Here is a 13056-nt window from a genome sequence, read left to right as displayed (position 1 = left end):
CCGCATGAGCAACGATCTGTGGCGGAAAACGGTGACGCTTGAAGATGATATCTGATGTCTGCATCGCCAAAATTTACGCCCAAACCGTCAGGCAGGCAACTGCAGCCCAGTTAACGTGACAACACCCTTCTGTCTTCTAACGGTCAGGCGATCCTTCAACAAACTGGTCTTGTATCGGAAACGAGCCCTTCGGATGTAGCATCGCTGCAACCTGTCGAGCTTGGGCCGGAGCTTCTGGTTTATCTGGATGGATTAAAACGAAGCCGCTTTCTCGACACTTGGTTTCAACTCACTGTTCATGAGTAACAACACCAGTCAACAAATCCTGACAATGACTTATCCGGGTTAGGAGTATTACTCCTTCGTCTTTCGAATGGATAGCAAGAACACCGTCACCCTCTTGCCATCGGGACGAAAATCGAGGGTGTTGGGGGCCTCCAAACCTCCATACTGGCTTGTCAGCTCGTACAATTTGAATCCCACTGAAAATTCAGAAAGTTGGACAGATTAATTGGTTGGCACTCCGTCTTTGATCTAAAGACACAGGTAAGATGCTCTGGTCCGACCAAAGGCGAACCGCTTAATTTCCAGGTTGCCAGTCAAAAACGCAGCTTTCGCCGGAGTGCCTCTCCGACGAACATAAATTAATCTCGATTTCGCTAAATTACCATTATCTTGATCCAGGAAACAACAAATCGAGAAATCTTGCGGCAGTCGGTTGGGGCTCATGATTAGCAAGCCCCGGACGCTCATTGGCTTCAACGAAGATATAATCCGGGTTTTTGGGTTGCTTGACCATGAAATCGATCCCGACAACGGGAATACCGATTGCCCGGGCAGCCTTACAGGCAGCATCAACAAGGTCTCTATGAACAGTAGCTGTAACGTCGTGGATCGTACCGCCTGTATGAAGATTGGCCGCCTTGCGGACCGTAATTTCGCGATGATCCTCCAAAACAGAATCGAGCGACAGACCTTGTTCCTCTAGGCATCTTTTCGTTTCAGCATCTACAGGAATACGGCTTTCTCCGCCTGTCGCCGCAGCGCGTCTGCGGGATTGTATCTCGATAAGCTTGCGGATTGTTGCTTTGCCATCGCCGACCACCCGTGGCGGGCGGCGAACTGCAGCTGCAACGAGCTGGTAGTCTATTATCACCAGCCGAAGGTCCTCGCCTTCAAAACACGCCTCCAGCAGTACACGGTCGCACACGGTTCGCGCCTGTTTGATCGCCGTTCGCAGGTCTTTCATGGTCGAAATCCCGACGGAAATGCCTCTTCCCTGTTCGCCCCGGGCTGGTTTCACCACCAGCTTGCCGTGATGCTTTAGAAAATCTTCCAGCGCATCGTCATTCGCTTCGGCGGCGATCTGCTCCGGCACTGTCAAACCCGCCTTCTCGACGACACGCCGCGTCACGGCCTTGTCGTCACAGATCGACATTGCGACACCAGATGTCATTTCAGATAGGCTCTCACGACAATGAACCGAGCGTCCGCCATAGGAGAGACGGAAAAAGCCACCATCGGCATCGGTCACTTCAATCTGAACACCACGGCGCACCGCTTCATCAATAATGATGCGGGCATAGGGATTGAGCGCGTCAAAGGATTCCAGATGTGAGGCGAAGAACTTCTCATTTATTGCGTTCTTGCGCTTGATCGCGAAGAGCGGAACACGGCGAAACTTCAGCTTTTCATAGAGCCTTATAGCATTCTCATTGTCGTGCAGAACCGATAGATCGATATGGTTCAAACCACGAGCCTGAAAATGCTCGGCAAGTTTACGCACCAGTTTTTCGCCAATACCGGGCTGTCGTGCTTGCGGATGGACCGCAAGACACCAGAGCGAAGCACTGCGATCAGGATCGTCGAAAAGACGCTGATGATCGATACCCGTCACAGTGCCAACAATTTCGCCGGTAGCATCGTCCTGAGCCACAAAATAGGTAACAGCACGGTTGTCTCGCTCCGATGAGAAAAAGTCGGGACGCAGTTGAACCATGCCACAGGCCGCATAGACGGCGTTGATGCCTTCCGCGTCCACTTCGGAGACTGCACGACGGATGGTTATGCCGCGTGTCCGCCGCCCGCCCGGGCGATAGGTAGCAAGTTCAATCCGATACGTATGCGACGGATCGAGAAATATCTCGTGTGGTGCGAGCGACAGCAGCACATGAGGATCGCTGACGTAAAAGACGATATCGCGGCTTGCTGGTGCTTCCGCCCGCAAAGCTTCCACAATGGCCTCATTGGTTTCGAAGGTCTGCGCGAAGAGCAGCCGACCCCAGCCACAATCGACAACCATATCCTGCTTGCGATCTTCGCTTCCCGCCTTGTCATGGCCGTGCGCATGTTCCTGATAAAAGCCTGCGCTTTCAGGCGTACGCAAGCGCGTTAGACGGTGCGAAAAGGCTTTGCGACCTTTCGCTTTCTGCCGGTTCATATCCACCTCACCGGTTTTCCGCATTTCATGCCTCCTGCGTTTGCAGCCACATTTCAAGGAGGCCAGCCTGCCAAAGCTCAGAACCGCGCAACGGCGTTATGTGTTCGGACGGTTTTGCAAACAGGCGTTCAAGATAATCGCGTTGGAAAAGTCCGCGCTCCCTCGCCTTTTGTGAAGAGAGGGCGTCTCGCAGCATATCGAGATAAGGGCCATCGATGTATTTGAGCTGCGGAACCGGGAAATATCCCTTCTTGCGGTCGATCACTTCGCTTGGAACGACCTTCCTCGCCACATCCTTGAGGATACCCTTGCCGCCGTCACGCAGTTTTTCCTCCGGCGGAATGCGGGCGGCAAGCTCGACCAGCTCATGATCCAGAAACGGCACCCGCGCTTCAAGCCCCCAGGTCATCGTCATGTTGTCCACGCGCTTGACCGGATCGTCCACGAGCATCACATTCGTATCGAGCCGCAGCGCACGGTCAACAGGCGTATCCGCTCCATCCTGCAGCAGATGTTCTTCCAGAAGGTCCTGACTGTAATCACGTTCCGGCATCCATTCCGGCGATAGCTGCGTGACGAGAACGTCGTGCGACCGGTCACGGAACCCTTTGGCATAGTCGCTGACGACATCGTTGGAATCGACTAGCGGTGGATACCAGTGATAGCCGCCGAACACTTCATCCGCGCCCTGTCCCGACTGGACAACCTTGATATGCTTCGAAACTTCCTTGGAAAGAAGGTAGAAGCCGACATTATCATAGGACACCATTGGTTCGGACATTGCCGCGATCGTTCCCGGCAAGGCGTCCATGAGGTCTGCAGAAGGCACAAAGATCTTATAATGTTCGGTCCCGAAATGCTCGGCGATCAGATCGGAATAGACAAATTCGTCGCCTTTTTCCCCGTTTGCTTCCTCAAAACCAACTGAAAAACTCATCAGGTCCGATTGACCTGCCTCAGCAAGCAGACCGACGATCAGGCTGGAATCCACCCCGCCGGACAGCAGCACACCAACCGGGACGTCGGAAATCATCCGGCGCTTGACAGCGACGCGCAGCATATCGAGCAATTGTTCCTGCCATTCCTCGCGGCTCAACGCGCCGTCACCCGGCAGACGCCGATAGGGTGCCTGCCAATAAATACGGTCAGTGAAGCGCCCATTCGGTTCGTAAACACGGATCGTCGCCGGGGGAAGCTTTCGAACACCATTATAGATCGTGCGCGGTGGCGGCACGACGGCATGAAAGCTCATGTAATTGTGCAAGGCCGCGCGGTCTATCGAGGTGTCGATGCCGCCTGCCTTAACCAGAGCAGGCAAGGAAGAGGCGAACCGCAAGGCACCCTCCGCCTCGGCAATATAGAGCGGCTTGATGCCGAACCGATCACGCGCGAGGATAATCCTGCCGGTATCACGTTCGTGAATGGCGAAAGCGAACATGCCAAGAAAACGCGTTACACAGCTTTCGCCCCATGCATGCCATGCCTTGAGAATGACTTCTGTGTCACCGTCGGAGAAGAACTTGTAGCCCTTCTGTTCCAGCTCTGTGCGCAATTCGCGGAAATTATAGATGCAGCCATTGAACACAAGCATCAAACCGAGGTCGGCGTCGATCATCGGTTGCTGCGATTTTTCGGAAAGATCAAGGATTCTCAATCTTCGATGCCCGAAGCCGATATTGCCCCGGATCACAATCCCGGATGCATCGGGCCCGCGAGGACTGAGTACATCCGCCATTTTCGAGACTGCCGAAACTGACGGCGAACCACCGTCAAACCTGACTTCTCCGCAAATACCACACATAAAAAGGGTCGAAACCTCCATTGTCATTCATAAACAAATGAAGCCGTCGCATCTGTTAAGGCGGCGGCCTGCATAATTGCAAATGCGGGAGCGCCGGGATTGTTCCCAACTTTTTCGTTTCCACTACGTGGCTTTCCCGACTAAATTCGCCTTGGAAAGCATATAGTTTTCAGCGGAAACCATATGCTCAAACGTTATACGGCGCGCATCCTCGCTGCGATTTTCGACAAGCGCTGCAAGCAATCGGTGCTGGAAGATAAGTCCTTCTTCGCGCGAAGCCGGTGTCGGATCAGCGTAGATCGCGCGCGCTATTGGCAGGCTTCGCAACAGATTGTGGGTCAATCCGCAGATGAAGCCCAACAGACGGTCCGGACAAAGCTGTGCCAGCAAGGAATGGAAATCAAGTTCCGCAATGCGCTGGCGATATTGATCATCAAGATCGACCGGCGGGCGATCGTAGACCCGCATCGCATTTTCCAGCCGAGCAATGTCGTCACCAGTCAATCTGCCGGACAAGAGAGCAGCAACCTCCGGTTCGAGAAGCTTACGGATAGCGTAAACTTCGGCAAGGCTCGGCTGATCGAAAAAGAAATAGCTTCCAAGCATTTCCATTGCGTGCTGGGCGGAAGGTTCGGCCACAAAAGCCCCGCCGCCGGGACCGCTGCGCGTAAAAATCAGACCCTGCGTCTCCAGCGCCTTCATCGCTTCGCGCACAGTGCCCTTGGCGGCCTTGAACTGGTCAATCAGTTCCTTTTCCTGTGGCAGTCGATCTCCCGGCCTCAATGCATCGGAACGGATAACATCCTTGATACGGTCGGCAATCTCTTCCGGTCGCCGACGGACCTTTGCCGCCCTCGCGCGCGATTGCGGTTCGTGATCGGAATTCCGGCCCATTCTGACCATATCTTGCTACTCTCTCCTTATGCGCGGCGCGCTTTCCACGAGTTGTCGTGTATAGGCATGTTCAGGTCTGGCAAAAAGAGCGCTTGCGGTTGCTTCTTCAACGATCTCCCCGAAGTACATAACCGCAACCCTGTCGGAGATGGCTTCCACCACGGCAAGGTCATGACTGATGAAGAGATAAGAGAGACCAAACTCTTTCTTCAGTTGATCCAGAAGCAGAAGAACCTGTGCCTGAACTGAGACATCAAGCGCGCTAACTGGTTCATCGAGCACCACGATTTCCGCTTCAGCGGCCAGCGTGCGCGCAATGGCGATACGCTGCGCCTGCCCGCCGGAGAATTCATGCGGATAGCGTTCCAGCGTATCCTTGGGCATCTGAACGGCGTCCAGCAACTGGATCATGCGTTGCTGGCACTGAGCTGAATCCAGCCCGCTCAGAAGCCTGAGTGGTGTTTCCAGTATCTGCCGGATCGTCTTTCGGGGATTGAGTGAAGCGACAGGGTCTTGAAACACATATTGTATGACCTTGCCGAATGCCCGCGCACCGGAATTTCGCAGTTCATGCGCATCGCGTCCAGCAATCGTCATCGTACCGCCCGTCGGTTCTGTCAACCCGACGAGCATTCTGGCGAGCGTGCTTTTGCCCGATCCGCTTTCACCGACAATCGCCAGTGTCTCACCGCTTCCAAGATCGAACGAAACATTTTTAACCGCCTCGACCTTGTGACGCTCTTTACCCAGAAGTGTTCGTCCGCCACCGAAGGTTTTAGTGAGATCGCGAACGCTGATCGCATTTCCGCTCATCCTGCCGCCCTCCCGTTTTCGCTCTTGAAGAGACCAGCCACACGTTCCAGAAAGTCGGCGCCCTGCCCAAGCTCGGGAACGCAGGCTATCAAGCGTTTCGTATAGCTGTGCTGCGGATTGGAAAGAACTGCCGAAGTTGTGCCCGTCTCGACAATCTCGCCGTCTTTCATCACTGCCACGCGGTCGCAGATCTCCGAAACCACTCCAAAATCATGGGTGATAAACAGGAGAGCCATGCCGCGCTCACGCTGGAGATCGCGTAGCAGCTCGAGAATGTGCGCCTGCACCGTGACATCGAGCGCCGTGGTCGGCTCGTCCGCAATGATGATATCGGGATCATTGGCCAGAGCCATGGCAATGCCGACACGCTGACGCTGGCCACCTGAAAGCTGGTGCGGATAGTGATTGGCCCGTTCCGCTGCATCTGGAATGCCAACCTTGTCAAGAAGCACAATCGCCTGTTCCCGCCGCTCACTGGCTCCGATCCGCCGATGCGCTGCAATTGCTTCCTCGACCTGCCGACCGACCGGATACATAGGATGCAACGTCGTCAGCGGGTCCTGAAACACATAAGCAACTCTTGCGGCCCGTGCCGCCGTCAACTCGGTTTCAGACATTGAAAGAACGTCCCGGTCGCCCAGATAGATCGCGCCGTCGCGGATAAGTCCGGGCGGGGACGCCACGAGGCCCATTACTGACAGGGCGGTCACGCTTTTGCCCGATCCGCTCTCCCCGATCAGGCCGAGACATTCGCCGCGTTCAAGTTCCAGTGAAACGCTGCGGACAGCGGGAGTGAAATGCTCGCCATTGACGAAGCCCGTTTCGAGACCGGCAATAGAAAGAGCTTTTTGGCTATCCTTGATCATGGGTAATGACCGGTCCCTGGCAATATCGGTTATCGCGCCTGGCCGCCCCAGCGCACTTGACCGCAATCGCGGATCGAGAACATCGCGCACTCCGTCTCCCAATACGTTGAGACTGATGACCAGCAGGAAGATCATCAATCCCGGCACGATGGATACGTGCGGGGCATTGAACAGTTGCGCGCGGCCCTCGCCGAGCATGGAGCCGAGATCGGCCTGCGGCGGCTGTGCCCCCAGGCCGAGAAAGCTCAGGCCAGCCGTTTCGAGGATCATCCAGCCTGCCGTCGTCGACATGGTAATGACGATAACCGGCAGCACATTGGGCAGCACTTCGCTTAACAGGATCGAAACCGGACTTTTTCCGGAGAGCCGGGCAGCATCAATGAATTCACGATGCGCGAGACCAAGCGTAACCCCGCGAACATTACGCGCGAAGAACGGAATATTGACCACCGCAATCGCGTAAAGCGCATTCATCAGACCCGGCCCGAGCACCGCCACGATAGCCAGCGCCAGCAGGATATAAGGAAATGCCATCAGCATATCGATGCCGCGCATCATCAGATTGTCGGTTCGTCCGCTCGCATAGCCGGCCACGAGACCGATCGCCGAGCCAACAATCGCTGCGATCAGCGTCGCTGCAAATCCTACTGCAACAGACACACGCGTGCCCCATATGACGCGGCTCAATATATCCCGCCCGAGCTGATCCGTTCCAAGAAGATGTCCTTCGCTGAACACGGGTTTCAATCGCATTGCGGGAGAAGTCGCGTCAGGATTGGGAAGCGGGAGAACCGGGGCCAGCAGAATGACGAGGCAGATCAGGACCAGCATAAAAAAACCGAAAGCCGCCAGTCGATTGCTCATCAGGAGTCGCCATGATGACATGCGGACCGCCGTTGGCGCGGCAGAAATTTCTGGAAGCGCGCTCATGAGCGTATCCTTGGATCGAGTATGGTCTGAATGACATCAGCGAGTAGATTGAAGAGGACATAACTCGCGGCAACCACAAGCACGCCACCCTGCACCAGCAAGATATCGCGGGTGGAAATGGCTTTCACCAGCATGGCGCCAATACCGGGCCACTGGAACACGGTTTCGATGTAGACGGCGCCGCCCAGCACAAATCCCGCCTGAATACCGATCACAGGAATGACGCTGACCAGTGCGGCGCGAAACGCATGACCGTATATCACGCGACGTTCGTTGAGACCTTTGGCCCGGGCTGTCCGGATATAGTCCTGGCGAAGCACTTCCAGCATCGCGCCGCGGGTCAGACGTGCGATCACGCCTGCCGCTACCACGGCCAGCGTCGTGGCAGGCAGGATCAGATGCCAGAGCAGATCCTTCAGGTCACCGCCGCCATAAACAGCATACATGCCGGACGCTGGCAGAATGCGCCAATGGACCGCGAAGAGATAGATCAGAAGCAACCCCAACCAGAATGAGGGAATGGAAATTCCGGCAAGCACGATGAAAGTGATCGTCCTGTCTGCCCAGCCGAACTGGCGTACCGCCGAAACGATGCCCGCGAGCAGGCCGAAGACTGAACACAGTACGAGTGCTACGCCCGCAAGCACGAGTGTCGCCTGAAAGCGCTCCATAACCTCATCCAGCACCGGACGATTGAGCACGAAGGAACGCCCGAAATCACCGTGCAGGAGATTGCCCATCCAGATGAAATATTGTTGCAACAACGGCTTGTCGAGACCAAGATCGCGATTGATCCGCTCGACATTTTCCGGCGTCGCATATGATCCAAGCAACGCGGTCGCCGTATCACCCGGCATCATCGCCATGACGAGAAAAACGATGATCGAGAGCCCGAGCAACACAGGAACAACGGCCAAAAGTCGCTTGAGAATATAGGCTGGCATGAATGCCCTCCCTGCTTATTCCTTGGTTACGTCTTTCAAATGCAGCAGGAAGGACGGCTGCAGCTTGAAACCCTTGACGGCTGCAGTCGTGACTGCTTTCTGTTTCCAATTCGCCACGAAAAGCCATGGTGCGTCGTCATGGACGATACTTTGCACTTCACCGTAAAGCTTACCGCGCTCGGCCTGATCGGTCGAGGATCGAGCCTTCTCCAGAAGCTCATCCACTTTGGGGTTGGAATAGTAACCGGAATTGAAACCACCCTTGTCCGGCAGCGCATCACTGCGCAGCGTCAGATAGGGCACCGTGTCCGGATCATTGGTCATCCAAGCCATCTCGGCCATATCGGCCTTGCCTTCCAGCCCCGGATTGACCCGGCCAAGGAACGTGTTCCACTCATAGGTTTCGATCTTGACCTTGAAGCCCACAGCCTGGAGATCGGCCTGAATTGCAGCACCCATGGTGATTGGATCGAGCATACCCGAACCACCTTCCGTTACGTAGAACGTAATCTCGGGATTGCTTGCACCAGCTTCGGCCAGGAGCGCCTTGGCCTTTTCCGGATCATAGGGATAGGGTTCGGTCTTGTTCTCGACCCAGTTGAAGGCAGGCGGGATCGGCCCCGCAGCAACGGTTGCGGAACCCTGCAAAACATTGTCAACAAGCCCCTCCTTGTTAACCGCATAATTCGCTGCCTGACGCACTTTCTTATCCGCGAATGGACCGCTCTTCGCGTTCAGGATGGTAAACCAGACATGGGGGCCCGCCTGTTCGGCAACCGCGAAATTCGCGTCCTGCTTGAAGGTGGCAAGATTATCCGGCGGCACTTCCACCATGACATCCAGCCCGCCTGCCCTCATCTCCGCGACGCGTGTATTGGCATCCGTGATCGGGCGGAACACAACTGCTTCCAATGCTGGCGCTGTGTCCCAATAGTCGGGATTACGCTCCACCACCATACGCTGGCCGGATTGCCATTCCGCGAACTTGAACGGACCGGTTCCGGATGGATGACGGCCAAATTCCTTACCGTATTTCTTGACCACTTCCGGCGACACGATCAGGCCGGTCGGATAGGCCAGATTGGAAAGAAATGGAGCGAAAGGCTCCTTCAGCTTGAACTCGACAGTGTGTTCATCGAGCACATTGACTGCATCGATGGACGAGAAATTGAACGAAAGCGGAAATGGGCCGGTGTTATAGAATGGATGGTCTTCCTTTAGCATTCTGTCGAAGTTGAACTTGACCGCTTCGGCATTGAAATCCGAACCATCATGGAACTTCACGCCTTGACGCAGCTTGAACGTATAGGTCTTGCCGTCGTCCGAAATCGTCCAGCTTACCGCCAGTGCCGGTTCTACTTCCAGCGTTCCGTCCTTGTAGCGCACAAGGCCGTCATAAATATTGACTAGGATGCGGAAATCATTGGTGGCCGTGACTGTATGCGGATCGAGCGATTGCGGCTCTGCAATCTGCCCGACAATCAGCACATTGGGCGGCGTTTGCGCCAGCGCGACTGTGCCCGCTCCGGCGACCGAAAGCGCCATAGCAGTCAGGACGGCACGGAATAACCTTCTCATGGGGTTCCCCTTCATTTGTCAAATCCGTCAGACTCTAATTTATAGGCATAAATCAACGATCATCAATGAATTATCATAATTAATTTTTGCGAGACAAAAAAGCGGGCCTGAGCCCGCTCGTGATTTCAAAAAGTTCAGAGCCTATTCTGCAGGTGTATCCTCGGGTTTCAAATCCTGCTCTGCCTTAGTTGATTTCTGATGCGTGAAACCCTTGAGGCCCTTGGCGGTTTCCTCGGCATCGCGTTTGATCTCGACTTCGCTCATTGCATAATGAACTGCAAGTTTTGCAATGGAAGTGAGCGCGCTCAGATGAATGCGCTCATAACCATGCGAGGCATCGACACCGAAGGTCAGCAAAGCCGTGCGCACATCATGCCCCGCTTCGACCGCAGACGCAGCATCTGAGCGGTAATAACGAAACACATCCTTCTGGACCTGAATGTCATGCTCTCCGCAAAGCTCGTAGAGTTTCTTCGTCAGATGGTAATCGAACGGTCCAGTCTGATCCGCCATGGCAAGCGTGACGCCGAACTCCGATGAATTCTGGCCCGGTGCAGTCGTGCCATTATCGATGGCGACAAGCGAGGCAATATCCGGCACTACAACTGCAGAGGCACCCACTCCAACTTCCTCTCCGATGGTGAACAGCCAATAGCTGTCGACCGGCGTTTCCACATTGGCTCTCTGCATTGCCTTAAGGGCTGCAAGCATGATGGCGACACCTGCCTTGTCATCAAGGTGGCGCGAGACGATAAAGCCATTATCGATGAATTCGGGCGCGGGGTCGATAGCGACAATATCACCGACATCGATACCGAGTTGTAGCAGATCATCGCGATTTCGGGCGAGTGCATCGACGCGGAGTTCAACATAAGGCCAGCCGACCGGTTGCGTATCGACTTCCTCATTGAAAGTATGCCCGGAAGCTTTCAACGGCAGGATTGACCCGCGATAGATTCCTTTGGGCGAGAAGATGGAAACCCGAGCACCTTCGGCGAAACGTGCCGACCAGTTGCCGATAGAAACCAGCTCCAGCCGTCCGTTTTCCTTCAGATATTTTACCTGCGCGCCGAGCGTATCGATATGCGATACAATCCCGCGTGCCGGTCTATCCGTAACACCTGCCCTGCGCGCGCGAATGGCACCGCGTCGCGTCAGCATAACCTCAAGCCCCAGATGCTCCAGCTCGCGCGCGACGTAACGGACGGCTTCGTCGGTAAACCCGGTCGGGCTCGGTATGGCAAGAAGTGCCTTAAGCCGTGTTACGAGATACTCCTGATCGATTGTGATAGCGGTCTGCATCATTCATGTGTCGCAAAACGAGACCGCAACGTCAACGTGTCAATCGGCGTTTAAGTAAGCCCCCTTATCGGCGCCCGAAAAGTTCCCCTCCTTTAGATTGCCGCGATCTTCAGCGGCATCATTACGTTGTCGCGAATGTTGAGCCAGGGAAGCAGAGCCGAATTCTGGAAAGCCATGCCGATCCGGACGTCATTCGTTCCAATTTCAAGACCAGCCACGAAAATGTCACCTTGAGACAGTGAAAGCGTCCCGACGACGAGGCTATGAACTCATCGTTTTCGATCCGAAGTGACGTTGCAGTCAGCGCCACAGTTTTGTTTTTCCCACAGCAAAAGGTGACGTTCATCCGGTAGTCTACGTCATAACATCGCACGGTGTGATGACGTGCTTGCTCGTTTGAGACAACGAAGGCGCTTTCGAAAACGATCATTGATGTGAAAGGAGATGAACCGCTGGCACCAGCCATTGGACGATGTGTTGAATGCCAATCAGAATCTGGCCTAGATCAGCGTTTCCTCAGAGAAACAAATAACATAGGCAGGCCCGCCAACCATGGTTAAACAATGAATGTTGTATTGCAAGGTATAAGGCTTATTATAAAAATATAGGCATATCACGATTCCTCTTCACCTGAAGTTTGCTTGTACAACGTATTGCGCATCCGCCGCTTAGCGGGGGTTCGCATTGCAAACTTGCACGGCGCCTTTACTGTCGACACGTTTTGAATGACAGCCTTTAAGGTAGCCTATAAGATTTGCAAATATGTCAGCGGCTTTCGATATTTTACAAAAGGTGGGTTTCCCCCGAGGAAATTGAAGAATTCATCCCCCTGGAAATAGCACCAACAAGTTCGAGAGCGCCCATGAATTCCGATTTTCAACTTCAGCCTCTTAAGCAATTTCGACAAGATCCAGCCCTCTTGCGTCGCCTGCTCAGGGCAAAGGACAAACTGGATGCCGTATCGCACGAGCCTTGGCCGGTGCGCCGGTTGGCGCAGGTGAGTGGCGTCTCTAAGGCTCATTTTGCCCGTGCGTTCAAGCTCGCGTTCGGTGTGCCACCGCACCGCTATCTTCTCTCACGCCGCATAGAGCGCGCGAAGGCATTGCTGCGCGACACCGACAAGCCTGTGACTGAAATCGCATATGCTACTGGCTGGACCAGTTTGGGCACGTTTGGTCGCGTCTTCCGCGACATCACGGGTGAAAGCCCATCTGACCTTCGCGCACGTGAGAGGTCGGAGGCGCAACAACTGGAGGAAGTGCCACACTGCTTCGTCAGCGCAGCCTATCGTCCAGACCTCAAAATAGCAGTTTCGGAGAAGCGGCGTGACGATAAGGCTGCTACACAACACCCGTGACAATAGGAGGTGGCATGAAAGAGGTCGCGCTCACTGGAAGAACGGATCGCTGAGATGCAGATGATTTTGGGACAGTCACGTTTTGTGCCGTTTGGCTTACCTTATTGGGGTTTGAAACGCTTCAATGAAGG

General features: G+C 54.8%; 10 protein-coding genes. 1 reads left to right on the top strand and 9 read right to left on the bottom strand.

Going from position 1 to position 13056, the window contains the following annotated elements; all coding sequences use genetic code 11:
• Positions 1 to 670: 670 nt before the first annotated feature.
• The 9 genes from ngg to F9K91_RS26625 all read right to left on the bottom strand — a co-directional run bounded on the left by ngg (position 671) and on the right by F9K91_RS26625 (position 11786).
• Positions 671 to 2464, bottom strand: a complete 1794-nt coding sequence (gene ngg, locus F9K91_RS24770) for an N-acetylglutaminylglutamine synthetase (protein ID WP_151678995.1) — start codon at positions 2462 to 2464, stop codon at positions 671 to 673.
• Position 2465: 1 nt separating this feature from the next.
• Positions 2466 to 4241 (bottom strand): N-acetylglutaminylglutamine amidotransferase, encoded by a 1776-nt coding sequence (locus tag F9K91_RS24765; RefSeq protein WP_151678994.1) that lies wholly within the window; start codon positions 4239 to 4241, stop codon positions 2466 to 2468.
• A gap of 123 nt (positions 4242 to 4364) precedes the next feature.
• Positions 4365 to 5144 (bottom strand): FadR/GntR family transcriptional regulator, encoded by a 780-nt coding sequence (locus tag F9K91_RS24760; RefSeq protein ID WP_029928040.1) that lies wholly within the window; start codon positions 5142 to 5144, stop codon positions 4365 to 4367.
• A gap of 6 nt (positions 5145 to 5150) precedes the next feature.
• On the bottom strand, positions 5151 to 5948 hold the full coding sequence (locus F9K91_RS24755) for an ATP-binding cassette domain-containing protein (RefSeq protein ID WP_071630452.1): 798 nt from the start codon (positions 5946 to 5948) through the stop codon (positions 5151 to 5153).
• Positions 5945 to 7744, bottom strand: coding sequence for a dipeptide/oligopeptide/nickel ABC transporter permease/ATP-binding protein (locus tag F9K91_RS24750; protein WP_151678993.1), 1800 nt, complete (start codon positions 7742 to 7744; stop codon positions 5945 to 5947). Before F9K91_RS24750 ends, F9K91_RS24755 begins: the two co-directional genes overlap by 4 nt.
• On the bottom strand, positions 7741 to 8688 hold the full coding sequence (locus tag F9K91_RS24745; RefSeq protein WP_151678992.1) for an ABC transporter permease: 948 nt from the start codon (positions 8686 to 8688) through the stop codon (positions 7741 to 7743). The genes F9K91_RS24750 and F9K91_RS24745 overlap by 4 nt, the downstream gene beginning before the upstream one ends.
• Before the next feature lie 15 nt (positions 8689 to 8703).
• Positions 8704 to 10266 (bottom strand): ABC transporter substrate-binding protein, encoded by a 1563-nt coding sequence (locus tag F9K91_RS24740; RefSeq protein ID WP_151558778.1) that lies wholly within the window; start codon positions 10264 to 10266, stop codon positions 8704 to 8706.
• 141 nt (positions 10267 to 10407) lie between these two features.
• Positions 10408 to 11568, bottom strand: coding sequence for an osmoprotectant NAGGN system M42 family peptidase (locus F9K91_RS24735; protein WP_151558781.1), 1161 nt, complete (start codon positions 11566 to 11568; stop codon positions 10408 to 10410).
• Between the two features lie 92 nt (positions 11569 to 11660).
• A complete protein-coding gene (locus F9K91_RS26625; protein ID WP_268878418.1) occupies positions 11661 to 11786 on the bottom strand; it encodes a hypothetical protein in 126 nt (41 codons plus the stop codon).
• A gap of 644 nt (positions 11787 to 12430) precedes the next feature.
• On the opposite strand from F9K91_RS26625, the gene F9K91_RS24725 reads away from it, so the two are divergent.
• On the top strand, positions 12431 to 12925 hold the full coding sequence (locus F9K91_RS24725; protein ID WP_151558780.1) for a helix-turn-helix domain-containing protein: 495 nt from the start codon (positions 12431 to 12433) through the stop codon (positions 12923 to 12925).
• The last annotated feature ends 131 nt before the right edge of the window (positions 12926 to 13056 follow it).

Origin of the sequence: Brucella tritici (assembly GCF_008932295.1) — a bacterium.
GTDB classification, from domain to species: domain Bacteria; phylum Pseudomonadota; class Alphaproteobacteria; order Rhizobiales; family Rhizobiaceae; genus Brucella; species Brucella tritici.
Note: the sequence above shows the minus strand (reverse complement) of the source record. Positions and strands in the feature narration are given on the sequence as shown.